Annotated in this window: 22 protein-coding genes and 1 riboswitch; of the genes, 8 read left to right on the top strand and 14 right to left on the bottom strand. The window is 63.0% G+C overall.

What is annotated here, in order from left to right; genetic code table 11:
* Positions 1–10: 10 nt before the first annotated feature.
* The 6 genes from thiL (at position 11) to CH92_RS17895 (ending at position 4,203) form a co-directional block, all read left to right on the top strand.
* Entirely contained in the window at positions 11–973 is a 963-nt protein-coding gene (thiL, locus tag CH92_RS17920; RefSeq protein ID WP_025243136.1) for a thiamine-phosphate kinase, read from the top strand.
* 41 nt (positions 974–1,014) lie between these two features.
* Complete coding sequence (locus CH92_RS17915) at positions 1,015–1,515, top strand: phosphatidylglycerophosphatase A family protein (protein ID WP_038623109.1); 501 nt, start codon at positions 1,015–1,017, stop codon at positions 1,513–1,515.
* Between the two features lie 87 nt (positions 1,516–1,602).
* Positions 1,603–2,250, top strand: coding sequence for a retropepsin-like aspartic protease family protein (locus CH92_RS17910; protein ID WP_025243135.1), 648 nt, complete (start codon positions 1,603–1,605; stop codon positions 2,248–2,250).
* Between the two features lie 119 nt (positions 2,251–2,369).
* Positions 2,370–2,987 (top strand): GTP cyclohydrolase II, encoded by a 618-nt coding sequence (ribA, locus tag CH92_RS17905; protein ID WP_025243134.1) that lies wholly within the window; start codon positions 2,370–2,372, stop codon positions 2,985–2,987.
* Complete coding sequence (locus CH92_RS17900) at positions 2,984–3,403, top strand: hypothetical protein (protein ID WP_025243133.1); 420 nt, start codon at positions 2,984–2,986, stop codon at positions 3,401–3,403. The genes ribA and CH92_RS17900 overlap by 4 nt, the downstream gene beginning before the upstream one ends.
* Positions 3,403–4,203, top strand: a complete 801-nt coding sequence (locus CH92_RS17895) for a cobalamin-binding protein (RefSeq protein ID WP_025243132.1) — start codon at positions 3,403–3,405, stop codon at positions 4,201–4,203. Before CH92_RS17900 ends, CH92_RS17895 begins: the two co-directional genes overlap by 1 nt.
* 42 nt (positions 4,204–4,245) lie before the next feature.
* On the opposite strand, the gene CH92_RS17890 is transcribed toward CH92_RS17895, so the two are convergent.
* The 6 genes from CH92_RS17890 to CH92_RS17865 form a co-directional block, all read right to left on the bottom strand.
* Positions 4,246–6,120 (bottom strand): TonB-dependent receptor domain-containing protein, encoded by a 1,875-nt coding sequence (locus tag CH92_RS17890; RefSeq protein ID WP_025243131.1) that lies wholly within the window; start codon positions 6,118–6,120, stop codon positions 4,246–4,248.
* A gap of 101 nt (positions 6,121–6,221) precedes the next feature.
* Positions 6,222–6,437: riboswitch (cobalamin riboswitch) on the bottom strand.
* Between the two features lie 409 nt (positions 6,438–6,846).
* Entirely contained in the window at positions 6,847–8,742 is a 1,896-nt protein-coding gene (gene dxs, locus CH92_RS17885; protein ID WP_025243130.1) for a 1-deoxy-D-xylulose-5-phosphate synthase, read from the bottom strand.
* 121 nt (positions 8,743–8,863) lie between these two features.
* Positions 8,864–9,751 (bottom strand): (2E,6E)-farnesyl diphosphate synthase, encoded by an 888-nt coding sequence (gene ispA, locus CH92_RS17880; protein ID WP_025243129.1) that lies wholly within the window; start codon positions 9,749–9,751, stop codon positions 8,864–8,866.
* Positions 9,748–9,990, bottom strand: a complete 243-nt coding sequence (locus CH92_RS17875) for an exodeoxyribonuclease VII small subunit (RefSeq protein ID WP_025243128.1) — start codon at positions 9,988–9,990, stop codon at positions 9,748–9,750. Before CH92_RS17875 ends, ispA begins: the two co-directional genes overlap by 4 nt.
* 93 nt (positions 9,991–10,083) lie before the next feature.
* Positions 10,084–10,854, bottom strand: coding sequence for a sulfite exporter TauE/SafE family protein (locus tag CH92_RS17870; protein WP_025243127.1), 771 nt, complete (start codon positions 10,852–10,854; stop codon positions 10,084–10,086).
* 141 nt (positions 10,855–10,995) lie between these two features.
* A complete protein-coding gene (locus CH92_RS17865; RefSeq protein WP_235206167.1) occupies positions 10,996–11,424 on the bottom strand; it encodes a Cd(II)/Pb(II)-responsive transcriptional regulator in 429 nt (142 codons plus the stop codon).
* A 103-nt stretch (positions 11,425–11,527) separates the two neighbouring features.
* On the opposite strand from CH92_RS17865, the gene CH92_RS17860 reads away from it, so the two are divergent.
* Positions 11,528–12,154: a cation transporter gene (locus CH92_RS17860; protein WP_025243125.1), complete on the top strand. Its 627-nt coding sequence runs from the start codon at positions 11,528–11,530 to the stop codon at positions 12,152–12,154.
* Positions 12,155–12,160: 6 nt separating this feature from the next.
* On the opposite strand, the gene CH92_RS17855 is transcribed toward CH92_RS17860, so the two are convergent.
* From CH92_RS17855 to CH92_RS17845, 3 genes are all read right to left on the bottom strand, one after another.
* Complete coding sequence (locus CH92_RS17855) at positions 12,161–13,159, bottom strand: SDR family oxidoreductase (RefSeq protein ID WP_025243124.1); 999 nt, start codon at positions 13,157–13,159, stop codon at positions 12,161–12,163.
* Positions 13,160–13,193: 34 nt separating this feature from the next.
* A complete protein-coding gene (locus tag CH92_RS17850) occupies positions 13,194–14,654 on the bottom strand; it encodes a vitamin K epoxide reductase family protein (RefSeq protein WP_235206166.1) in 1,461 nt (486 codons plus the stop codon).
* 223 nt (positions 14,655–14,877) lie between these two features.
* Positions 14,878–15,360 (bottom strand): ATP-dependent zinc protease, encoded by a 483-nt coding sequence (locus CH92_RS17845; protein WP_038623106.1) that lies wholly within the window; start codon positions 15,358–15,360, stop codon positions 14,878–14,880.
* A gap of 321 nt (positions 15,361–15,681) precedes the next feature.
* On the opposite strand from CH92_RS17845, the gene CH92_RS17835 reads away from it, so the two are divergent.
* Entirely contained in the window at positions 15,682–16,569 is an 888-nt protein-coding gene (locus tag CH92_RS17835; RefSeq protein WP_025243120.1) for a manganese catalase family protein, read from the top strand.
* Between the two features lie 139 nt (positions 16,570–16,708).
* On the opposite strand, the gene CH92_RS17830 is transcribed toward CH92_RS17835, so the two are convergent.
* The 5 genes from CH92_RS17830 to CH92_RS17810 all read right to left on the bottom strand — a co-directional run bounded on the left by CH92_RS17830 (position 16,709) and on the right by CH92_RS17810 (position 23,561).
* Positions 16,709–18,961, bottom strand: coding sequence for an MHYT domain-containing protein (locus tag CH92_RS17830; RefSeq protein WP_235206165.1), 2,253 nt, complete (start codon positions 18,959–18,961; stop codon positions 16,709–16,711).
* 263 nt (positions 18,962–19,224) lie between these two features.
* Complete coding sequence (locus tag CH92_RS17825; RefSeq protein ID WP_025243118.1) at positions 19,225–20,496, bottom strand: OprD family porin; 1,272 nt, start codon at positions 20,494–20,496, stop codon at positions 19,225–19,227.
* A 113-nt stretch (positions 20,497–20,609) separates the two neighbouring features.
* On the bottom strand, positions 20,610–21,932 hold the full coding sequence (locus CH92_RS17820) for a TRAP transporter large permease (RefSeq protein WP_025242122.1): 1,323 nt from the start codon (positions 21,930–21,932) through the stop codon (positions 20,610–20,612).
* Complete coding sequence (locus tag CH92_RS17815; RefSeq protein WP_025243117.1) at positions 21,929–22,456, bottom strand: TRAP transporter small permease; 528 nt, start codon at positions 22,454–22,456, stop codon at positions 21,929–21,931. Before CH92_RS17815 ends, CH92_RS17820 begins: the two co-directional genes overlap by 4 nt.
* A gap of 55 nt (positions 22,457–22,511) precedes the next feature.
* Positions 22,512–23,561, bottom strand: a complete 1,050-nt coding sequence (locus CH92_RS17810) for a TRAP transporter substrate-binding protein (RefSeq protein WP_025243116.1) — start codon at positions 23,559–23,561, stop codon at positions 22,512–22,514.
* Positions 23,562–23,750: the final 189 nt, after the last annotated feature.

The raw sequence follows: 23,750 nt of genomic DNA, 5'->3' as shown, positions 1-23,750 counted from the left end.
TTTGCACGGTCTGATGGGTGAGTTCGAGCTGATCCGCCACTATTTCGCCGCCGCCGCTTGTGCCAGGGCTGGCGGCGAAGTCGTGTTGGGCATCGGTGATGATTGCGCCTTGCTGGCGTTACCAGCGGGCGAGCAGTTGGCGGTTTCCAGCGACACGCTGGTCGCCGGTATCCATTTCCCCGATTCTTGTGATCCCTACTTGCTCGGTCAGCGTGCGCTCGCGGTTTCCACCAGCGATCTGGCGGGAATGGGTGCCACACCGATCGGCTTCACCCTTGCCCTGACCCTGCCCCAAGCTGACTCCAGCTGGCTCGCCGAATTCGCACGTGGCCTCGACACGATGGCGGCCGGCTGCGCCATGCGTCTGATTGGCGGCGACACCACTCGCGGCCCGCTGAGCATGACGCTGACGGTGTTCGGTCGGCTGCCGGCGGGTCAGGGGTTGCTGCGCAGTGGCGCACAGCCGGGCGATCTGCTGTGTGTGGGCGGCGCGCTTGGCGATGCGGCCGGTGCGCTGCCGTTCGTGTTGGGCGAGCGCGAGCAGGGGACGGCGGACGCGGCGGCGTTGCTGAGACGCTACTGGTTGCCACAACCGCAGCTGGCGCTCGGACAGGCGCTACGCGGCAAGGCGAGCGCGGCGCTGGACATCTCCGATGGGCTGCTGGCCGACTGTGGGCATATCGCCGCCGCGTCCGGCGTCCTGCTGTGCATCGACCAGCAGACGCTACCGCTTTCGGACGCGCTGGTGCGGTTAGCTGGTGCTGATCAGGCCCTGCAATACGGCCTGAGCGGCGGCGACGATTACCTACTGGCGTTTACCTTGCCGGCCGACGAGCTGGCAGGCTTGCAGGGCGATGGATGGCCGGTTCATGTGATCGGGCACGTTGCGGTCGGGGCGGGTGTGCAGTTGCGCAATGCCGATGGCCAGGCGATCGCGCTCGCCAATCAAGGCTACAACCATTTCAGTGGCTGAGCGGGCTGGATAGCGCCGCCAGAATAAAAGAGGACAGCCGTTTGACCGATTCCCTGCCGACTCCTGCCGAACCGATTCCGTTATCGGTGTGGGGCAACCCTTGGCACAACCTGGCGTTTGGCCTGGGCTCCGGGACGCTGCCGAAGGCGCCGGGAACCTGGGGCTCATTGGTGGCCCTGGCGTTCGTGCCGCTGTGGCAGACGCTGCCGGGGTGGGGTTACGGTCTGGTGATCATCGCTAGCATGCTGTTCGGCATCTGGTTGTGCGGCAAGGTCGCGCAGGATCTGGGCGTGCATGACCATGAAGGCATCGTCTGGGATGAGTTCGCCGGCATCTGGATCACCTTCTGGCTGGTGCCTGCGGGCTGGTACTGGCTGGCGCTCGGATTCGTCGTGTTTCGCCTGCTGGACATACTCAAGCCGTGGCCGATCAGCTGGGTGGACCGGCATGTGCATGGAGGCCTGGGAATCATGCTCGACGACATCCTTGCCGGCTTTGCCGCCTGCGCTCTGATGCACCTGGCGGTGCTGGGGCTGGGTTGAGGCGCGGGCTGTGCGTCTGGTCGCTGTATCGACGGCGGTACTCATGGAAGAATGCTGAGCTATCCCGTTTCAAGGAAGCCGCTCCTGATGCGCTCCGTATTTCTGCTGTTCGCAGCCTCTCTGTCGTTCCTTTCCTTTGTTGTCGCAGCGGCGCCGCGGGTACAGGTGGTCGGTCTGTTTCCCGGTGCCGCGGTGGTGAATGTCGATGGCCAGCGCAAACTGGTGCGGGTCGGTCAGGTAGGGCCGGGTGGTGTCGAGGTGGTGAGCGCCGACTCCAACGGCGCGGTGCTTCGGGTCGAGGGTGTCGAGCGCAGCTATACGCTGAGCCGCGAACTGAGCGCCGGGTTCGCCGAGCCTGATCGCCGGCAGCTGAGTATCGCGCAAGGGCAAGGCGGCCACTATTGGGTAGCCGGCTCCATCAACGGCCAGTCGGTGCAGTTTCTCGTCGATACAGGGGCTACCTCGGTCGCGATAAACGAGATCCAGGCGCGACGTCTGGGAATCGATTATCGCGTCGACGGTAAGCCAATCGTGGTCAGCACCGCTGGCGGCACGGCCAAGGCTTGGCGAGTGCATCTGAATAGCGTCAAGGTGGGTGCCATCGATGTGCTCGGTGTCGAGGCTGTAGTGGTGGAGGGCGGAGCGCCTTCGGATGCGTTGTTGGGGATGAGCTTTCTCAGTCGAGTCAGCTGGCGGGAAGATCAGGGTGTGCTGAAACTCGAATCGAAAATCTAGGCCTAGTGGCGTTCTCGCCAATCCAGCCATATCGGTCCGGGTCCGCGGCATCTTCCGATACAGCTTGGCGCGGGACTGCTGTTACAATATCCGCTTTTCCGCCTTCTGGAGTTTCTCCGGTGTCTGTCGTGTTCGTCGCCGCTTCCAAACTGCCGACGCCGTTCGGTGTGTTCACCATGCATGGTTTTCTCGATCAGGATACTGGCAAGGAACATGTCGTACTGACGCTGGGCGATGTTGCGGACGGAAAGCCCGTATTGGGTCGTCTGCATTCCGAATGCCTGACGGGCGATGCCCTTTTCAGTTTGCGCTGCGATTGTGGTTTCCAGCTGGAAGCCGCACTGCGCGCCATTTCGGAAGAGGGGCGCGGTGCGCTGCTCTATCTTCGTCAGGAAGGTCGCGGTATCGGGCTGCTGAACAAGATCCGCGCCTACGAATTGCAGGATGGCGGTGCCGATACCGTCGAAGCCAATGAGCGCCTCGGCTTCGCCCCCGACATGCGCGACTACGCGATCTGCCTGCCCATGCTCGAGCATCTGGGCATCGCCGAAATCAAGCTGATGACCAACAACCCGCGCAAGGTCAAGGCTCTGCAAGGCTTCGGCATTCGCATCGCCGAGCGCATGCCGCTGCAGATCGCGCACAATCCGCACAACCGCAAGTACCTCGCCACCAAGGCCGGCAAGCTTGGCCATATGCTCGGCGAAATTCACCAGGGCGAAGCCGAGCAGTCGTGAACCGCACGGCGACCCGCCGCCAATTGGCGCTCGAAGGCTGGCGGTATCTGCTTTTCATGGTCGTACCCGTGCTCATCAGCAGCCAACTTCCCCAACTGGCGGGCCGCTTCGGCGAGCCGCTCGCTCTGCCATTGTTTCTCGTCGGTCTCGCCGCGCTGTTTCTCAATTTGCCCCGTTTTACGGCTTACAAACACGCCCTGATTGCTACCGAAAAAGATCTGGGTGGTGATGCCGAAGCGTCTGCCTGGACGGCGTTGCGCGCCGTCCGGCTGCGGGCTTTGCGGACCGCCGCGCTACCGGCGTGGCTCGCCGCCATCGGTGCGCCGCTCGGCCTGGAACCCGTCGCGCAAGTGTTGCTGGTCTCGGGCAGTCTGGTGCTGCTGTTGCTCTACCGAATTCCGCGTCAGCTGCAATGATGCGCGCGCTACTGCTGGCCGTCGCGCTGCTGGTTTCGCCTTTGCTTGCGGCAACGGAGCGGGTGATCAGCCTGGCGCCTTCGCTGAGCGAAATCATGCTGGAACTGGATGCCGTCGATCTGCTGGTCGGCGTCCTCGACGGCGGCGAGCGGCCAGCTGCACTGGGCGGTTTGCCATCCGTGGGGCGGCTCGGTCAGCTGGAAATGGAAAGCCTGCTCGCGCTGCAACCGACGCTGGTACTAGTCAGGCCGGACAGCATCAGCCAGGCGCAACGTGAGCAACTAACGCAATTCGGCATCCCGGTGCTGGTTGCACAGCCGACGTCTCTGGCCGAGCTGTCCGAACAGTTCGCGCTGATCGGCGAGCGGGTTGAGCGGAGTGCGCAGGGCAGGGAGCTCGAGCGAGCGTTCCAACAGGGCTTGGATCGACTACGTCGACGTTACCATCGCGAGCGTCCGCTGACGGTGTTCTATCAGATCTGGAATCGCCCGCTGTACACCCTCGGCGGCCGACAGATCATCAGCGATGCCATCGAAGTCTGCGGTGGTCGCAACGTGTTCGCCGATCTGCAACTGCCTGCGCCTCAGGTCAGTATCGAGTCTGTGCTATCGCGCAACCCTGAAGTGATTCTCGCTGGCAGCGGCGCTCAGCTGTCCGAGTGGAAAGCTTGGCCGCGACTCGCAGCAGTGCGCAAGGGCCAGCTATGGGAAGTGCCGGACAAGGGCCTGGAACGGCCGAGCTTCCAGATGCTGGGCGCGATCGGGAAGCTCTGTGAGGTGATGGCTGGAGCGGAGCGCTGAGCCGGGCCGGTCACCCGGTCCGGTTCTGCGTTGGGGCTAGCCTTATAGGGAAGGCGACCAAGTGACGGCAAATAGGACGGTGCGGCCGGCTTCGCGATAACCGTAATTCTGCATAGGGTCCATCCAGGACGGGCCGGTGGGGCGGTCGTAGGTCGCCAGAGCGTATTTGCGATCGAACAGATTATTGAGCTTGGCGTCCCAGCGCAGCTCGGCATGGCTCTGCCAGCCCGCCCGCAAGTCAATGACGCCGTAGCCGGACAGCTGCCGAGAATTGGCTGCGTCATCGTAACGGCTGCTCGAAACATGCCAGCTGGCACCGGCCGAAAGCCTATTGAAGGTGCGATCCAGGTCGAGGCTAAGGGTACGTTTCGCCCGGCGGGCCAGGGTATGGCCACTATCTCGGTCGCGTGGGTCGATCAGGCTGAGGGCCAGACTGGCCTGCCATCCGAGCAGTTCGCGCGCCACACTTGCCTCGAAGCCGTTGATGCGCGCCTGGGCGATGTTCTCTGGGCGGTTGGCAGCGCCATCCCAGGCGATCATGTCTTCCACGTCGGTGCGATAGAGCGCGACCTCTAGCCGGGTCGGCTCGAAGTCGCCGCGCCATTGCAATTCGTACGTTTTCGAGGTCTCGGGTGCTAGGTCGGGATTGCCCGCTCCGGGATAGTAGAGATCGGAGAAGGTAGGCGCACGGAAGCCTTCGCCGTAGCTGAGAATCCAGCGCTGCGACTCGCCGACTGGCAAGCTGAAAGCCGCGTTCCAGCTGTTCTGGCTACCGAACTGCTGGTTGTCATCATGGCGCAGACCTAGTTCAGTACCGAAACGATCACCCTGATAGCTGTGCTGGGCGAAAAAGGCCAAGTTGTCGCGGCTGTCTTCTTCGTAGGCGGTGGTCGCGTCGAGGCGGTCTTCGTACCAGTCGCTGCCGAGCGTGAGCTGTTGTGCTTCGGCGAGATCGATGCGGTTGACCCAAGCCGCGGAGTGGCGCGTAGTTTCAAGCTGCCCGTTGTTCCAGTCGCTGGCTGCACCGACCACCTTGTTGCGGTCGAAGCTGCGCCCAAGCTCCAGGCGGCTGTTCCAACGTCCGCCCAGCTGACCGTCGAGATAGCCGCTGTAGCTGCTGAGGCGGAACTCGTCTTGCGGAGTGCCAGGGGCGAATTCGTACGCATCGTCGTATTCGTTCTCGCCTCGTTGGTCGTTGAGGCTAAGGCCGGCTTTCCAGTCGCGGTTCAGCTCATGATCGAGCTTAAGGTGTAGCGCGCGATTACGTTGGCCATCGTGGTCGCTATCGGCGCCCTGGCTATCACGAGTGATATCGAAGCCTGCCGTTTCATCGAGACTGGCACCAAGGTGGACGCGAGTCTGCTCGGTGCCGGTTGATAGATTGAGGCTGCGTTGGAACGTCTGGTCGCTTCCGGCTGCCAGCCGTATTTCTGGATGCACGCCTGGTTTTCCGCTTCGGGTGAATATCTGAATCACCCCACCGACGGCGTCTGCGCCGTAGAGTGCCGAGCGCGGACCACGAATAACCTCCACGCGATCGATGTTGTCTATCGCCAGATAATCGAGCCGGGCAAAGCCACTGGTCGAAGAAGCGATGCGCTGTCCATCCAGCAGAACCAGCGTTTGCGCCGTTCCGGTGCCGCGCACGGACAGCGACGGCAGCCCGCCGGCGGTGGATATGCTGACACCCGGTACGCGCCGAAGGAGCTCCGGTACGCTACGCGCCTGCAAGCGCTCGATGTCGTCGCGGGTAAATACAGTATTGGCAGCGATCGCTACCTCGCGCGGTTCGGCCTGGCGCGCTGAGGTGATGACCATGCCTGGCAGCTGATACCCGGCGTCGGCGGTATCGGTATCGGCCAACACGTAGGCGGTTGGTATAAGCGCAACGGACAGCGCGAGACGGGAATACTTCATTTTTAATCGAATCCTCAAAAGATCAGCGCTTTTGAGGAGGGCAGAAACAAGCGCGAGGACAGAGACAGCCAGCCGCGCTTGACGGTGCTGCCCTCCGCAACACCAGTCGAATCCGCCAGGCCGGTCTCCGGGCTTTCGACACGCACCCGGCTCGCCTTCCCATGCGATGCACAGTGGCCGTTGAGCGGGGCGGTGATCCGGCGGATCACGGTCGATTACCGTTGCGGGGGCAGCGCCGGCCTTGCTCAACGAGCGCACCGGCTTCCCGTTTAATGCGGACCTTGCGGTCACGCACACCTGGGCGGATTAGAAATCGCGGGAACCTTAAGGGCTGGGCTGAGGAAAGACAAGCGATAGCACGAGGCGCCTCAGACTAAGGCATCGAAGATCGGAACTCACCGCTTGGATCAGGATGCGGCTTTGCGCGCTAGCGGGTTGGTTCGCGTGGCCAAGGAACGAGCGCAGGGTGGGTTAGCGGCATATTCCTTATCGGAGCCCACTGCACAGGGTGGGCGCCGAGTAACCCGCCAATGCGATGGTACGGTTGGCTACCATGGTGGGTTACGGCGCTGGCAACTCCGCGTCGATCTGTACATCAACGGATTGACGTCTAACCCAACCTACTGGCTGCGGTGTAGGGTGGATCATGCTCCACCGATCCACCGAACAGAGTAAAGGCGAGAAACCCGCCTCGTAGCCATCCGCGGCGGCGTGACCGCTCTGAGGCTACGCGTCCAACATCGCCAGGCGCGCGCGTATCGATGCCTCGATACCCGCAGCATCGAGGCCGCATTCCTTCAGCATTTCGCCGGGCTTGGCGTGCTCGACGTAGTAGTCCGGCAATCCTATATGGAGGATCGGTTTCTGCAGGTTTTCGGCTGCGAGGAATTCGCCGACGGCACTGCCGGCCCCGCCCATGATGCTGTTTTCCTCGACGGTCACCAGCAGGTCGTGGCTGTCGGCCATCTCGCGCACCAGTGCTTCGTCCAGGGGTTTGACGAAGCGCATATCGACCACGGTAGCGTCGAGCGCTTCAGCGATCTTCAGTGCCTCGGTCAGCTGAACACCGAAGACCAGCAAGGCGACATTGTTGCCCTGACGACGCACCACGCCCTTGCCGATTTCCAGCGGCTCGAGTCCGGGCTCGATCGCTGCGTTCGGGCCCGTGCCGCGCGGGTAACGCACCGCCGCGGGACCCTGGAAGTGATAGCCGGTGGTAAGCATGCGGCGCATCTCGTTCTCGTCGCTTGGGGTCATTACCAACATGCCGGGGATGCAGCGCAGATAGGACAGATCGAAACTGCCGGCATGGGTCGGACCGTCTTCGCCGACCAGGCCGGCGCGGTCGATGGCGAACAGCACGTCGAGATTCTGTACGGCGACGTCATGGATCAGTTGATCGTAGGCGCGCTGGAGGAAGGTCGAATAAATCGCCACCACCGGCTTGGCACCCTCGCAGGCCATGCCGGCGGCCAAGGTGACCGCGTGCTGCTCGGCGATGGCCACGTCGAAATACCGATCCGGGTAGCGCTCGCTGAAGTCAATCAGATCGGAGCCTTCCTTCATCGCCGGGGTGATGCCGGTCAGACACGGATCGGCGGCGGCCATGTCGCACAGCCATTGGCCAAAGACATTGGAGTATTTCGGGCCGCTGGGTTTCTTCGGCGTGGCGGGAGCACCCACGGGCTCCAGCTTGCTGATCGCATGCCAGGTGATGGGGTCGACTTCCGCCGGGGCGAAGCCTTTGCCCTTCTTGGTCACCACGTGCAGGAATTGGGGGCCGGCCAGGTCGCGCATGTTGCGCAGGGTGGCGATCAAGGTCGGCAAGTCATGGCCGTCGATAGGGCCGATGTAGTTCCAGCCAAGCTCTTCGAACAGGGTGCCGGGAACCAGCATGCCCTTGGCGTATTCCTCGGTGCGGCGGGCGATTTCCCAGGCGCCCGGCAGGCGCGACAGGACCTTCTTGCTGCCCTCACGCATGCTCGAATAGGTGCGGCTGGAGAGAATCTTGGCCAGGTAGTTGGACAGGCCGCCGACGTTGCGCGAGATCGACATGTCGTTGTCGTTGAGCACGACCAGCATGTCGGCGCCAACTTCAGGCGCATGGTTCAGGGCCTCGAACGCCATGCCGGCGGTGAGCGCGCCGTCGCCGATTACGGCAATGGACTTGCGCTTCTTGCCTTGCAGGCGGGCGGCGATGGCCATGCCCAGTGCGGCGCTGATGGACGTACTGGAGTGGCCGACGCCGAAGGTGTCGTATTCGCTCTCGCTACGACGCGGGAAGGCGGCGAGGCCATCCTTTTGGCGCAGGCTGGCCATACGCTCGCGGCGTCCGGTGAGGATCTTGTGCGGATACGCCTGATGGCCGACATCCCACACCAGGCGGTCGGCCGGCGTGTCGTAGACGTAATGCAGGGCGATGGTCAGCTCGATCACGCCGAGGCCGGCGCCGAAGTGCCCGCCGGTCCGGCCGACGCTGTACAGCAGGTCCTGCCGCAATTCGTTGGCGAGTTCATCAAGTTCCGCTTCGCCCAGTCGGCGCAGCTGCTCGGGAGTCGCCGCGCGATCTAGAACGGGCGTCGCAGGGCGGACCCGAGGAATCTCATGGAACGTCTTGGGCATCGGGCGAATCGTTTTGGCTGAAAAAAGAGCCGCAGTTTACCCGATGGTTACAGCGAGAAGAATGACTCAGGCATCAACGGTCATCGCTGGTCGTTCAGCGACACGGCTGCTGGGCCAGGATTCAGCTGCGGCGTTCGACGATGAAGCACGCCAGTTGGCGTAAAGGCTCGGCGGAAGCACCGAAGGGCGCGACCGCTTCGAGCGCCGTATCCCGTAGCTCGCGTGCGTAGATCTTGGCCGCATCCAGGCCCAGTAGAGCCGGGTAGGTGGGCTTGTCACGGGCAATGTCGGCGCCCTGATGCTTGCCGAGCGTGACGGTGTCGCTCTCCACGTCGAGAATGTCGTCCTGCACCTGGAAGGCCAGGCCAATAGCCTCTGCGTAGCGCTGCAAGGCGGCGAGCGTGTTGGCATTGGAGCGACCGCTGGCGAGCGCGCCGAGACGCACACTGGCTTCGATCAGCGCGCCGGTTTTGTGTCGGTGCATCAGCTCCAGCGCTTCACGGCCCAGTTTGCGGCCGACCGATCCTAAATCGATCGCCTGTCCGCCGACCATCCCGGCCGGACCCGCCGCGCGTGCGAGGCTTGTGACCATCTCCAGGCGTAACGCCGGATCCCGTGGGTTGTTCGCCTCGGCCGCCAGCGCTTCGAAGGCCAAGGTTTGCAGGCCGTCGCCGGCGAGGATCGCGCAGGCTTCGTCGAAGGCCTTGTGAGTGGTCGGCTGGCCACGGCGTAGATCGTCATCGTCCATCGCCGGTAGGTCGTCATGCACCAGCGAATAGGCATGGATCAGCTCGACGGCGCAGGCCGCGCCATCGGCTTGCACGCTATCGCCCCCGAGCGCCTCGCAGGCGGCGTAGACCAACAGTGGGCGCACGCGCTTGCCGCCATTCATGACGCTGTAGCGCATGGCCTGGTAGAGGCGCTCGAGTTCGTGGCGTGGCGGGATGAAAAGAGTATCGAGACAGCTGTCGACGCGTTGCTGGCAGCGTTTCTGATAGTCGCCGATCATGCTTCCGGATCCACCTCGAAGGGTGCTTCCTGCAATTTGCCGTCGCGCTCGAGAAGCATCTGCACCTTCTGCTCGGCTTGGCTGAGGGCAGTCTGGCAAACACGGGTCAGACCGATGCCCTGCTCGAAGCAGGTCAGCGAATCCTCCAGCGACAGCTCGCCACTTTCCAGGCGCTCGACCAGTTGCTGCAACTCGGCGAGGGATTGTTCGAAATCGAGGGCGACTTTCTTGCGGGCCATGGCGGAACCTGTTCTCTGCGGCTGCTCTGAAACGGGCGCGACACTAGCAGAGCTGGATGGCATAAGCCATAAGCCGGTCGGTCTAGGCAGCGATCAACGCCAATAGGTGGCCTGGAAATAGTAGAGCGTCATGCTGCTACCGACCACGATGACAAAGGCCCGCAGCCAGTTGGCCGGCAGCTTCTTGCTCAGCGCACCACCGGCGTAGCCGCCCAGCGTGGTGCCGATCAGCAGGATTGCCAGCTCGTACAGGCTCACGCGGCCGGCAATAATGAAGGTGGCTGTGGCGACGCTATAGATGACGGCGGAAATGAGGTTCTTCAGGGCATTGGCGCGAACCAGCGGGTGCCCTTCGATGGAGAATGCCGCCAACTGCAGAATACCCATGCCCGCGCCGAAATAGCCGCCGTAGATGGACACCAGGCCATGCGCCGCCAGTGATGCTGGCGCATGGGGCGGCACGGCACTGCCATCCTTGCGACGCGCCGCCAGCCAACGGCTCAACCAGGGGCTGGCAGCGAACAAGGCGGTGGCGACGAGCAGCAGCCAGGGAATCAGCAGGCTGAATACGTCATCGCCGCTGGCGAGCAGCAGCAGGCCGCCGAGCAGGCCACCGATCAATCCCGCCAGTAGCAGAGGGATCAGATAACGGCCCAGTGGCCGTAGCGCCGAGCGCGCCGCCCAGGCACCGGCGAGGCTGGCGGGCCAGAGCGCCACGGCATTGGTCGCATTGGCCGTGACCGGCGGTAGCCCGGTGGCCAACAGCGCCGGGAAGGAAAAGAAGGTACCGCCACCGGCCAGGGCATTCATGCCTCCCGCGGCGAAACCGGCAGCGATGAGTAGCAGCATGTCGAACAGGGGCATTGGGCGGGCTCGCGGCAAAAGGACGCAGATTATCCCTGCCGCTGCGCCTCGCCAAGCGTAAGACGCTCTGTGAGCGCTCCGCTATGGCCATGGATTGGCGTGGCCGTCGAGTGGAAATGATGCTGCCGCGTGGGTCGCTCTCTACTGGTCGGACAGCGGCCCCGTCTGGTCCGCCGCCGTGTTGGCCAGCTCGTTGATGATGCCGCAGCCTTGCGCAGCGTCGTTGCCGGTGCAGCAACTGCGCAGCGCCTGTAACTGATGCTCCAGGGCCTGGAGGCTCTCCAGTCGCGAGCGGACGCGCTCGAGCTGCTCGTCGATCAGCAGGTTGATGTCGCCGCAGCTGGCGTCCGGCTGGTTGGAAAACTCCAGCAGCCGGCGGATATCGGCCAGACCAATGTCCAGTGCACGGCAGTGACGGATGAACACCAGGTGCGCCAGCTGCTGGGAAGAATAGGAACGGTAGCCATTGGCGCCGCGCTCCGGTGCTGGCATCAGCCCGACTTTCTCGTAGTAGCGAATGGTCTCGACTTCGACGCCTGCCGTGGTACTCAGCTCGCCTATGCGCATCATGGTCTCCTTCTCGCTGCAGTGCCGCCCACAAAAAAATGGGGCTTGACCCTGGAGCTGCTCCAGGGTGTGCAATGGCTCCGAATATAGTTCAGGAGGCAATCCTATGTCGTCGAGATGCTGTGATTCCGGCTGTTCAACCCCGGCGGTCAGCCCGGGCTTTCGCAGAGCCCTGTGGGTCGCGCTGGCGATCAATCTGGTCATGTTCGTCGTGGAAATCATCAGCGGGCTGCGGTCCGGCTCGGTCTCTCTGCTGGCGGACGCCATCGACTTCGCCGGTGATGCCGCCAACTACGGCATTACTCTGGTGGTGCTGTCCATGGGACTGGTTTGGCGCGCGCGCGCGGCTATGGTCAAAGGCCTGTCGATGTTGGCCTTCGGTGTGTTCGTGCTTGGCCGCGCCGGCTGGTCTGTTTATGCCGGCGTGGTACCGGAACCTCTGACCATGGGCGTCATCGGTGCGCTGGCGCTGGTCGCCAATGTCATCGTGGCGCTGATGCTCTATGCGTTTCGCGAGGGTGACTCGAACATGCGCTCGGTCTGGCTGTGCAGCCGCAACGATGCGCTGGGTAACATTGCGGTGATGATCGCCGCGGCCGGCGTCTTCGGTACGGGTACGGGTTGGCCTGATCTCGTCGTGGCGCTGATCATGGCAGGACTGGCGCTGTCTGCCGGCTTCTCGGTGGTGCGCCAGGCAAGGCAGGAACTGGGCGGGCTGCAGCATCAGGGCTGACGCCGATCAGCCGGCGATGACCGCCACTACCGCGATGACGATTACGCCCGTCACCGCCAGTCCGGCAGCGGCTAGCTTGCCCACCGTCTCGGAACTCAGACCCAGTGCCTTGTGTTTTGCCTGAGCGCCGAAGCGGCCTTCGATGCGGTGCAAGCCTTCCACCGGCTGGACAAGATTGTCGGATTGCTCGTCGCTGGCTGGCTCGTCGGTCATCTGTCCGCTCCAGGCCTGCTTGGCCATCATCCGGTCGAGCAGGCCGGGCATGAACATATTGCCGATGATCGCCTGGAACGAGGCGCGCCCGAGCCACAACTCGCGCGGCGCATCAGTTGCCGCGCGGACGATCGCGCGCGCGGCCACCTCGGGCGTATGGATCGGCGGGACCGGCTGCGGCCGCTTCTGCATCTTGTTGCGCGACCAATCGAACTGCGGCGTGTTGTGCGCTGGCAGCTGCACCATGGTCAGCCGCACCCGGCTGTTGGTGTGGATCAATTCGCAGCGCAGCGAGTCGGTAAAACCGCGAATCGCGAACTTGGCAGCGCAGTAGGCCGATTGCAGCGGTATCGCCCGATAGGACAACGCCGAGCCCACCTGGATGATGGTGCCGCGGTTGCGTGATTCCATATGGCGCAGGGCCGCCAGCGTGCCGTGGACGAAGCCGAGATAGGTCACCTCGGTCACGCGCTTGTATTCCGCTGCGCTGATCTTGTTCACCGGACCGAACACCGTCGCCATGGCCGCGTTGACCCAGATCTCGATTGGTCCAAGTTCCGCCTCGATCTGATCGGCTGCTCGATCGATCGCTTCGGCGTCGGCGACATCCGCGGCGATCGACAGAACGTTCGCGCCGGTCGCCTCCAGTTCGCTGCGGGTGTCCGCCAGGCCCTGTTCGCCGCGCGCAATCACGGCGATCCGGTAGCCAGCCTGGGCGAAGGCGTGCGCCGTTGCACGTCCTACACCGGCGGTTCCGCCGCAGATTACGGCTGTCTGTTGGCGGTCGGTCATGTCAGCGCTCCATTTTTGTGAGGGAAGGCTGCCGCTAACGCAGCAGGGCATTCCAGCCGGCATAGCGATGGTTGATCGGGCCGCGCGGCAGGCTCAGGCCGATGACCAGCGCGCCAGCCACCAGGCTGCCCACGGTGGCGGCGAGTCCGGCACCGTCGAGAAAGGCGGGTGAGGCGAGCAGCCAGGCACCGATCGGCAGGTTGAGAAAGCGCAGTGGTCTCGCCACCTCGGCGAACGCCAGCACCGAGACGGTGATCAGCAACGAGCCCATCAGGTGGTCGCTGTTGGCCATCGCACCTTCGGTGCCGAAGATCAGGCGGGTGCACATCAGCCAGACGCCGAGGACACAAAGCAGTGCCAGGCCCCATGGCAGGTTTACGCCGCGAAGCCCTTTGAGCGTCATGGCGGAAAGATCCCCATCGAATTCGGGCGTGTTGTCCTCGCGCGCGCCCTCCATGGCATCGCCCTGGAAGAAGGTCTTCCAGAACGGTTTGCCACGGCGGCGCGCATCCTTGAGGAACTGGCCCATGGCGACCAGTTCATCCAGCGCGTAGGGCATCATCACCAGCATCGCCAAGGCCTGGATCAGGCACAGGGTGCACCAGGTGTTAATGAAGATCGGCTGGGCAATGATAAAAAAGATGCTCACCGCGCCCAGCGGCACCACGACCACACCGAACGCGGCCACCATCCAGGGCATGGTTCGCCAGCGGCGCGCATCGCCCATCACCGCCATCAGCAGCTCGATCATGTAGGCCATGACGCCGACTCCCGCGTCGGAGACCGGCCAGGCGCGCGACATGTCGGACGTGATGATGGTTTCCGTGCCGTTGGGCTGGGTGCCGAAGAAAGGATCCCAGGCATTCGAGGTATGGCCGAGCTGATAGGCCGCCAGGTAGCGCGCCAGGAGAATGCCGATCACCGCGAGGATCGCGATGGGTAGCCGTTGCAGCCAGGTTGAGGGGTTATAGTCCCAGCCTGGTGGCACCGCGGCTTTTTGCATCATCCCGGACATGCTCATGCCCGGCATCATCGGCACCAAGGTCGAAAAGGTGATGACCAGCCCGCCGACCAACAACGCATTGCCATAGCTGGCCGGCGAAGGCGTCCAGAACAGCAGCGGGGCGAACATCAGCCAAAGCCCCATGACCGTGTTGGCCCACTGCGCCCATGCCATCCGCTTCAGCGAAAACACCGAGAGCAGCACGATCAGCACGCCGCAGATCACGTCGTTCCAGGTCATCAGCAGCGCGCGGGTGGCCACCTCGGGTACGTCGCGCTCGGAGGCCAGGCGGGCGAGATCCAGGTCCGTGCCGGCGATGTTCGAATAGCCGAAGATGAAGGGTGCGCTGAGCAGCCAAAAGCCGAGCAGGGCATTCGCGAAATGGCACCACAGGGTGGCGAGACGGCGACGCTCCATCATCTGCATGTGATCTTCCATGCCCATATCCGAGGGCATGGCGGCTTGCCGTAAATATTCGCCTTGATGCTCCATGTACCTCTCCTCGTTTCGAAGTGATGGCTGCATGTCGCGTTCGGGCCGGTGCGGGCATTCGCAACCGAACGTCAATCAATCGCTGGTCAGTTGACCGGAAGAGACCGTGAGGAGTTGCAGAAAAACGGTGCGGATCGTTCAGCCGACTCGCCCCGGTCGTCGGCAGCCGTTGCCTTCGGTTCCGTTGGCAGGACCGAGGCGGCAGATGCGTACGCAGCGGCCTCTATGCCGAACAGTCCGGTTCGACAGTGAAAGTCTTGGAGGAATCCACCAGCCCTATGTCTTCCAGCGCACGACGCCCGATGAGCACCGGATAGTTCATCTTGTCGCGATCGTTCAGCGAGAACTGCTCTTCGTAAATCCGGTTGCCAAGGCACACTTTCATCAGCACCACGGGCCGTTTCTCCGCTCCACCGGCCCCGCGCACCTTGATGTCCCGTACTACTTCCCGCTCCATGCGTTTCTCGGTTTTCTTGTCGGAATCGATGTCTTCAAGCTCAAGGGTGAAACGCACCCAGTCATTGCCATCCTTTTCGAATCGATCGATGTCCTCGGCGTGCATCGAGGAGGTCAGCGCGCCGGTATCAAGTTTGAATTTCACGGCAACTTTCTCTGGAAAAATCAGGCCCTTTTCGACCCAGCCGAGCACCTGGGGCGAATCGGCCAGCGCAGGCGTGACGCAGGCGAGTAGCGTTAACCCCGCCATACCGAGTGCTTTGGCGTGCCTAGGGCTTTTCGAACGGAGCATCTGTCACCTCGATCAGTGGACCACGGCAACGATAGAGTCGCCGGCCCTCGATACGTTCAGCAAAACAGGCAATGCGCACCGGTGCGCGCAGACAGCTTGGGCGAATGGTCAGTCCATTGACTTCGCTCATGGACTTCATTGAAAAAAACAATCGGACGGCTGCCATGGCCTGTACTCCATCCATAGGGTCTCTTGCGAATGTGCTGAATCGCCGCGACCCCTTATTTAACGATTCGAAGGAAGCAGTCCCCAAGGAAGTCCAAAATTGAGAGGTGAACTATGTTCGTCCACAACAAAAGGCTTCAATACACCGTGCGAGTAGCAGGCCCTAATCCGGGGCTGGCTAACTTGATGCTTGAGCAGTTCGGCGGTCCGCAAGGCGAGCTTGCTGCCGCCATGCGCTATTTCACTCAGGGCGTGTCCGAGGATGATCCAGGCCGCAAGGACATGCTCATGGACATCGCGACCGAAGAGCTCAGTCACCTCGAGGTGATTGGCTCCATTGTCGGCATGCTCAACAAGGGCGCCAAAGGCGACCTGGCGGAGGGCGTCGAGAAGGAGGCGGATCTGTATCGCTCGCTGACGGGCGGCGGCAATGATTCGCACATCACCTCGTTGCTGTACGGCGGCGGGCCGGCTCTGACCAACTCCGGCGGGATCCCCTGGACAGCGGCCTATATCGACACCATCGGCGAACCGACGGCGGACCTGCGTTCCAACATCGCCGCTGAGGCCAGGGCCAAGATCGTCTACGAGCGCTTGATCAACGTGACCGATGACCCGGGGATCAAGGATGCGTTGAAATTCCTCATGACCCGCGAAATCGCTCACCAAAAGTCGTTCGAGAAGGCGCTACACGCCATTCAACCCAACTTCCCTCAGGGCAAGCTGCCGGGCGAGCCGCAATTTGCCAACGTCTACTACAACCTGTCGCAAGGCGAAGGCGATCTGCGCGGGCCCTGGAATCAGGGGCCTGAATGGGATTTCGTCGAGAGCCCGGAACCGGCCGTGGACGGTGGGGATGGCAAGTCTTCGGTCGATCTGAGCAAGGCTCAGCAGAAGGTGGTGCAACAAATGGCGGTGCGGACCCAGTCCGATGTCTCCGTCGACCCGATGACAGGAGCGGATCTCGGCTCGGGTGCAGCCGTCAAGAAAGGCAAAGCCTGACGGGAGAAGTTCGTGGCCGATGCGGCTGAACCAGTCCATCGGCTGCGTCCCTTAAGGGTTTGAAGGAGCAGAAAACGCCGGCCTTGATGGCCGGCTTTTTCCTTGTCGTACCGTCTCGGTGGCTGCGCTCGGTCGAGGGTTAGCGTCGATGGTGCAGCGGCACCACCACGCCTGTGTTCGGGCGTCCAAGCGTTTCGCCGATGGCCGTCGTAAGCGTCTGCTGCGTGAACGGCTTGGCCAGTGTGTGCAGTCGCCGGCCTTCTTCGGACAGCTCCGCAAAGCCGCTTACCAAAAGGATTGGCAGATTCGGTCTCTCGTCCTGCACGATCTTGGCAAGTTGGGTGCCGGTCATGCCGGGCATCATCTGATCGGTGATGAGGATATCGAAGGCTACCGACTGGCGTAGGATATCGAGCGCTGCCTCGCCGCTGTCCACCGCAGTCACTCGATGGCCCAAATCCTCGAGAAGCGCCGCCGTGTTGGCCAATACCAGCGGATCATCATCCACCACCAGCATCGACAGCACCGACACGGACGCAGCGGTGGCCTCGTTCAGTTCGGACGATGTCGACACGGTGGCTTGAGAGGCAACGCCCAGCGGCAGCCACAACTCAATGGTGGTGCCCCGGTCCGGCGCACTCTCAATCTCCAACCGGCCGCCGGATTGTTCGGCCAGCCCATGCGCCATCGACAGGCCCAGCCCAGTGCCTTTGCCCGGCCCCTTGGTGGTGAAGAACGGCTCGGTGGCGCGGGTGAGGGTCTCCGGGCTCATCCCGGTGCCGGTATCGCGCACGATCAGCGCAACGTATTGTTGCTCCGCTTCGCGCAACTGGCCTTCGATGCAGATTGTGCCACCGCCGGGCATGGCGTCCCTTGCGTTGACCACCAGATTGATCAGCACCATCTCCAGCTGATTCCCATCGACATAGGCTGGCGGCAAGCTGAGCGGGAAACGGGTTTCGATGCTGATATTCGCGGTCACCGAGCGTTGCAACAGCTCGCGCATGTTCAGCACCACATCATGCAGTACCACCGAGCTCGGGTTCAGCTCCTGCTTGCGAGCGAAGGCCAGCATTCGCTGCACCAGGCTCGTCCCGCGCTGCGTGGCCAGAAGTGCATTTTCGACCAGGCTGCCGACACGGGGGGTGTCGCTTGGCAGGCGTTTGCGGAGCAGTTCGAGATTGCCACCAATCACTGCAAGCAGGTTATTGAAATCGTGGGCGATGCCGCCGGTCAGCTTGCCGACGGCTTCCAGCTTCTGTGCCTGGCGGAGCGCGGCTTCAGCGTGCCGCCGTTCGGTGATGTTCACCAGCCCGCCGATGATCAGTGTGCCGCGTGTGGTCTGTTCGAGACGGCTGGAGGCGAGCACATCGATAAACGCGCCAGCTCTGGCCACCAGGCGATACTCGGCATCGAGGCACTCGCCGGTCTTCAGCAGTAGCGGCCAGTCCTGACTGAGCATCTGGCGTGCGGAGCGCTCGGTCATGAAATTGATCAGCGGGCGGCCGATCACGTCCTCGCGCCGATAGCCCACCAGGCTGAGCCAGGCGTCGCTGACCGATTGCAGGCACCCCTCCTGATCCAGCGAATGCAGGGGCAGCGGCGTCTTGCTGTACAGCTCGCGGAACCGCTCTTCGCTCTGGCGCAACGCCGCGGCTTCACGCTCGCTGATCACTGCCATGCGCCGGTCGTGCATCGACGCGGCCAAGCCGATGAACAGCACGATGAAGGTCGAGCCAGCGACCGCCAATGCGAGGGTCAACAAGTCGAGGCCGTTACCCGAGGGGGCGGGCATCGCATCGTGCAGCGGGGTGAAGTGTGCGGCCACCATGGCCGAGTAGTGCATGCCGGCCACGGCAAAACCCATGGCGACAGCCGAGACCGCCTGCAGCATCAGGCGCCGGCTGCGGACGGATAGCCAGAGCGCGACGGTGGCGGAGCCGATCGCGATGAGGAAGGAGATCGCGACCCACAGCCGGTCATAGGACAGCTCGGCGTGCATCGTCATGGCCGCCATGCCCATGTAATGCATCGAACCGATACCGAGGCCCATGAACAGACCGCCGACGCCAAGCGTGCGACGACTTAGGCCCTGGCTGCTCACGGCGAAAAAGCTGATTGCCGTGACCGCGATCGGCACGACCAGCGACCAGAGCGTGAGGGCGAGATCGTAACGGATCTCCATCCCGGGCATACCGAAGGCGAGCATCCCGACGAAGTGCATCGACCAAATGCTGCCGCCCATGGATACGGCGGCCGAGCACAGCCAAGCGTGGTGGATCCACCCCGTCGAAGCGCGAGCGCGGCTAGCCAGGTCGAGCGCGGTGAAGGAGCCGGCAATGGCGATCAGGATGGACAGGGTCACCAATGCGATGTTGTAGGTCGTAGGCATCATCAGCTCCGTACTGCCAAGCGAGGCTGTTGCTCTATTACTAGACGAGTCGCGGAAGCGGCGCCAGGTTCCCCAGGGAGGGCATGACGCGTGAGGGTTGCGACCAATGTGCATTTGTCAGCACGGTCGACGCGGTAATAAATGGAGGGCCGGCCGCTGGGGCAGGGCAGCAGGCGCGGGGGAAAAAAAGCCCGTCATCTGACGGGCCAAGGCAATCACGCGCAGGAGAGACGCGTTACAACGGGAGCGTTGCGGTGTAGCGGTTACAGGATCGACAGCGGGTAGTTGAAGATCAGACGGTTCTCGTCGAGGTCACGCGTGTTGGCCTGGGAGCGGAAGCTCGAGTTGCGCCACTTAATATTGAGGTTCTTCGCCGGACCGTTCTGGATGGTGTAGGCCACCTCGGTTTCGCGGCCCCATTCCTTGGCATCGTCGTCGGTGGCAGTCTCGATGTTGTCGCCGCTGATGTAGCGGTTCATCAGCGTCAGACCAGGCACACCCACGGCAGCGAAGTTGTAGTCGTGGCGAACCTGCCAAGAGCTCTCGCCGGCGTTGTCGTAGCTGTTGTTGAAGCTATCGTTCGCCAGGGTGCCGCCGCTTGTGCCATTGACGCGCATCCAGGTGTCGCCGCTGACTTTCTGCAGGCCCACATAAAAGGTATTGCCGCCGGTTTTCAAGCCGAACAGACCGGAGTAGGTCTTGTTGTCGAGATTGCCCGCCAGGGCGCTGCCTTCTTCATCACCCTGGAAGTAGCCAAGGTTCGCAGTCAGAGCGAGATCGTCACCCAATGGCTGGACGTGCAACAGCTGCACGTACTGCTGCTCGTAGACGTCTTTCAGCTCGGCGGTCCAGAGGCCAACGGTGGTCTGTTTGTTGTTGAAGGCGTATTCGCCACCGATGAAGTTGAAGCGGTCAGAAGTGGCTGCACCTGCACCCTGCATGGACATGTCTTCCATGCTGGCGTCGTCACGGGTGCTGTTCTGGCGGAACTGGCCACCGTAGAGGGTCAGGCCGTCGATTTCCTTGGAAGTGATCATGCCACCCTCGAAGGTCTGCGGCAGCGAGCGGCCGTCGTCCGAGCGCAGGATCGGCAGCACGGGCATCATCTCGCCGATCTTCAGTTCGGTGTTGGAGAGCTTGGCCTTGGCGGCCACGCCGAAGCGGCCATAATCGTCGGCCGGACGGTTGCCGTCGTGGGTCGGTAGCAGGGCGGTGCCGTAGGTGCCGCGGCCGCCGTCGAGCTTGATCGCCAGGCCAGCGAGCACGTCGACGCCAAAGCCGACCGGGCCGGGCGTGTAGCCGGACTGGATGTTGAGGATGAAGCTCTGGGTCCATTCCTCGGCTTTGGTGCGCTGTACCGAGTCGTCGCGGAATTCACGACCGATGTAAAAGTTGCGCGCATTGACCGTGATCTTGGTGTCGTCGACGAAGCCTTCGGCGCTGGCGGCCAGCGGGACGAGGGCGGCGATGGTCGCCGCGAGCAGTGTCGGTACCAGAATGCGGCTTGCTTGGGTGTTGTGGGTGAGGTGCTTCATTGTTGTTGTTTTCCTTTTTCAAGGTTAAGGGCTCCCCATCGCCGTTGCGGAATTCGAAAGCGCAGGGGAGTGATGCAGCCGCCGCAGGCGGCAATTCGATTAGCCGGTCGAGGTCATGACAGCCACCGCACCAGGCACAGGGTGATCGACGGGAACAGCACCAGGATCACCACGCGAACGATGTCGGAGATGAGAAAAGGCACCACGCCGCGGAAGGCGTCGCGCAAGCTCACGTCGCGGGCCATACTGCTGATCACGTAGACGTTCATGCCCACCGGCGGGGTGATCATGCCGATTTCCACCACCATCAGCGCCAGGATGCCGAACCAGATAGCCTTTTCGGTCTGGTCCAGGCCGTAGAAATCCAGGCCCATGATCAGCGGGAAGAAGATCGGGATGGTCAGCAGGATCATCGACATGGTGTCCATCACGCAGCCGAGGATCAGGTACAGGATAAGGATCCCCGCGAGCACCACGAAGGGCCCGACGCCGCTGTTGGTGATGGCTTCGGCCAGCGCCACAGGCAACTGGGAGACGGCCAGGAAGGAATTCATGATGTCGGCGCCCAGCAGGATCATGAAGATCATGCCGGTAGTCACCGCGGTGCCGTAGAGCACTTCCTTGAAGCCGGCCCAGCGCATGCCGCCCAGCACCACGGCGAAGAAGCCGGTGCCCACGGTGCCAATCGCGGCTGCCTCGGTTGGAGTGAACCAGCCGCTATAAATACCGCCCAGAACCAGAACGAAGATGAGGAAAACCGGCCACACGCCTTTCTGCGCGGCAAGACGTTCACGCCAGGTCATGCGCGGTTGGGCGGGCCCTGCGTCGGGGTTCATGCGTACGTAAATGGCGATCGCGATCATGTAGCCGATTGCAGCCAGCACGCCGGGAATGAAGGCGGCCATGAACAGCGCCGAGATGTTTTCCTGGGCCAGGATGGCGTAGATCACCAGCACCACCGAAGGCGGAATGAGTATGCCCAGTGTGCCGCCAGCGGCCAGGCTACCGACCGCCAGCGAGCCGGAATAGTTGTACTTTTTCAGCTCGGGCAGCGCGACCTGGCCCATGGTGGCTGCGGTGGCAATCGAAGAACCGCAAACTGCGCCAAAAGCGGCACAAGAGCCTATCGCGGCCATTGCCAGGCCACCGCGCCAGTGGCCGATCATTGCCGCTGCGGAGCGGAACAGGCCGGACGCGAGCCCACCCCGCGAGGCAAATTGGCCCATCAGCAGAAAAAGCGGAATGACCGACAGGTCATAAACGGTGAATCGACCGTAGGCGACGGTCTTGATGTAGCTCAGCAGGGGCGCCCAGCCACTGATGGCGACGTAGCCGCCGACGCCGGTCAGCAGCATGGCGATGGCGATCGGGATGCGCACCACCAGTAGGACGAGAAGGATGGCGAGGAACAAGCCGCCGATTTCAACACTGCTCATGCGGGTTTACCCTCACCACGAAAATCCTGCCAGGCGGTGTACAGGGCCACCAGCGCCAGCAATGCAAAACCGGGCGCGAAGGCGGTCATCGACCACCAGATCGGCACGCCCATGATGATCGACTCCTCACCGGTGCCGTAGGCATCGAGCATGCCCACCAGTGACCGCCAGGCCAGCAGTGCTGCGGCCAGGGCCATCAGCAGGCCGCCCAGGGCATCGAGTCCGTTGCGTACCTGCGCCGAGGCATGCAGGGTGAAAACATCGACGATGACATTGCCGCGGCGCAGCTGGCACAGCGGCAGGAAGAAGACGATGGCGATGCCGCAGCCCATCTGCACCAGCTCGACGTCGCCGAGCAGCGGCTCGTCGAACAGCGCGCGCATGGCAATGCTGTAAGTCGCCATCAGGGTCATGGCCACCAGCAGCAGGCCGCCGAGGAAGGCCAGCAGGCGGGAAAGGACATCGAGCAGGCGGCCGAACGCACCTTCAGGCACGGCTGGAGCCTGGAGTACGGGTTCACTCATGGGGTTCTCCGGAAGGGGGCGGCGCCAGCCCGGGGACGGCGCCACTTCAGCGGGATTACTGTTGCTGCTGGTACTTCTTGACCAGGTCGCGGGCGTCCTGGAGCAGGGCGGCACCGTTGTCGTAGCCCTTGTCCTCGACTTCGTCGATCCAGTCCTTGTCCAGGCGCGAGGCGACCTTCATCCACTTCTGCTGCTCTTCGATCGGCAGCACGTAGATTTCATTGCCTTCCTTCTTTGCCAGCGCATGGCCGGTCTCGACGACCTGGGTATCGAACAGGCGACCGGCCTGACGCGAAAACGCCAGCCCGCTGTTGTCGTCGATCACCTTTTTCAGGTCCGCCGGCAGCTTGTCGTAGACGGCCGAGTTCATCGCGATGATCACTGTGGTGTACATCAGCGCAGGCTGACCGGGCGCCATCTCGGTGTGGTACTTGACCAGCTCGTGCAGCTTGAGCGCCGGCACCACGTCCCAGGGCACGATGGCACCGTCGACCACGCCCTTGGACAGCGCCTCGGGAATCTGCGGCACCGGCATTGCCACCGGAGTACCGCCGAGCAGGCTGATCAGTTTGGTGGAGGTGCGGTTGGCCGCGCGGATTTTCTTGCCGCGGAAATCGGCCATCTTCTTGATCGGCTTCTTGGTGGTGTGCACCAGCGCGCCGTCGGTCACGTGGGTGGCCAACAGGTGCATGCCCTGGAATTCCTTCTGTCCGTGTTCCTCGATGAAGGTCCACATGGCCTGACTGGTGGCTTCGGCCGAGGTGCTCATGAAGGGCTGCTCGAAGGCGGAAATCAGCGGGAAGCGACCGCTGTTGTAGCCGGGCAGGGCCCAGATGATGTCGGCAACGCCGTCACGCACCTGGTCGACCAGCTGGGGCGGTGTGCCGCCGAGTTGCATCGAGGGATAGAACTGGAACTGGATGCGCCCATCCGATTCCTCGGTGATCTTCTTTGCCCACGGCTCGAGCAGGTTGGCCTGGGTCACCGAGTGCGCGGGAAGCTGATGGTGCACCTTGAGCACCACCTCCGCGTCGGCGGCGTGTGCGGCCTGGCCTAACGTGCCGGCAACCGTGAGGGCGAGCAGTATCTTCGACAATCTGGTCATTGCGGTTTCCTTTTGTTGTTGTTGTAAGCCATGCGCGTGGTGATCACCGCGCGCATGGCTCGACCGGTCCGCCCGTTGCGCCTACGCCCAGGCGCATGGCGGATCGGCTCTGAAGTCGTCCGGGATAGTTGCACGCGTCTCTGTGGCCGGAACAATGCGTAACAGTGGCCCGGCTATGCATATTGTTTA

Source organism: Stutzerimonas stutzeri, from assembly GCF_000590475.1.
Taxonomy (GTDB): Bacteria; Pseudomonadota; Gammaproteobacteria; order Pseudomonadales; family Pseudomonadaceae; genus Stutzerimonas; species Stutzerimonas stutzeri_D.
Note: the sequence above shows the minus strand (reverse complement) of the source record. Positions and strands in the feature narration are given on the sequence as shown.

Excerpts from the sequence above, each read along its gene's own strand:
- CH92_RS17910 (WP_025243135.1), top strand. The coding sequence starts at position 1,603 with ATGCGCTCCGTATTTCTGCTGTTCGCAGCCTCTCTGTCGTTCCTTTCC.
- CH92_RS17895 (WP_025243132.1), top strand. The coding sequence starts at position 3,403 with ATGCGCGCGCTACTGCTGGCCGTCGCGCTGCTGGTTTCGCCTTTGCTT.
- CH92_RS17890 (WP_025243131.1), bottom strand. The coding sequence starts at position 6,120 with ATGAAGTATTCCCGTCTCGCGCTGTCCGTTGCGCTTATACCAACCGCC.
- dxs (WP_025243130.1), bottom strand. The coding sequence starts at position 8,742 with ATGCCCAAGACGTTCCATGAGATTCCTCGGGTCCGCCCTGCGACGCCC.
- ispA (WP_025243129.1), bottom strand. The coding sequence starts at position 9,751 with ATGATCGGCGACTATCAGAAACGCTGCCAGCAACGCGTCGACAGCTGT.
- CH92_RS17875 (WP_025243128.1), bottom strand. The coding sequence starts at position 9,990 with ATGGCCCGCAAGAAAGTCGCCCTCGATTTCGAACAATCCCTCGCCGAG.
- CH92_RS17870 (WP_025243127.1), bottom strand. The coding sequence starts at position 10,854 with ATGCCCCTGTTCGACATGCTGCTACTCATCGCTGCCGGTTTCGCCGCG.
- CH92_RS17865 (WP_235206167.1), bottom strand. The coding sequence starts at position 11,424 with ATGATGCGCATAGGCGAGCTGAGTACCACGGCAGGCGTCGAAGTCGAG.
- CH92_RS17860 (WP_025243125.1), top strand. The coding sequence starts at position 11,528 with ATGTCGTCGAGATGCTGTGATTCCGGCTGTTCAACCCCGGCGGTCAGC.
- CH92_RS17855 (WP_025243124.1), bottom strand. The coding sequence starts at position 13,159 with ATGACCGACCGCCAACAGACAGCCGTAATCTGCGGCGGAACCGCCGGT.
- CH92_RS17850 (WP_235206166.1), bottom strand. The coding sequence starts at position 14,654 with ATGGAGCATCAAGGCGAATATTTACGGCAAGCCGCCATGCCCTCGGAT.
- CH92_RS17845 (WP_038623106.1), bottom strand. The coding sequence starts at position 15,360 with ATGGCGGGGTTAACGCTACTCGCCTGCGTCACGCCTGCGCTGGCCGAT.
- CH92_RS17835 (WP_025243120.1), top strand. The coding sequence starts at position 15,682 with ATGTTCGTCCACAACAAAAGGCTTCAATACACCGTGCGAGTAGCAGGC.
- CH92_RS17830 (WP_235206165.1), bottom strand. The coding sequence starts at position 18,961 with ATGCCTACGACCTACAACATCGCATTGGTGACCCTGTCCATCCTGATC.
- CH92_RS17825 (WP_025243118.1), bottom strand. The coding sequence starts at position 20,496 with ATGAAGCACCTCACCCACAACACCCAAGCAAGCCGCATTCTGGTACCG.
- CH92_RS17820 (WP_025242122.1), bottom strand. The coding sequence starts at position 21,932 with ATGAGCAGTGTTGAAATCGGCGGCTTGTTCCTCGCCATCCTTCTCGTC.
- CH92_RS17815 (WP_025243117.1), bottom strand. The coding sequence starts at position 22,456 with ATGAGTGAACCCGTACTCCAGGCTCCAGCCGTGCCTGAAGGTGCGTTC.
- CH92_RS17810 (WP_025243116.1), bottom strand. The coding sequence starts at position 23,561 with ATGACCAGATTGTCGAAGATACTGCTCGCCCTCACGGTTGCCGGCACG.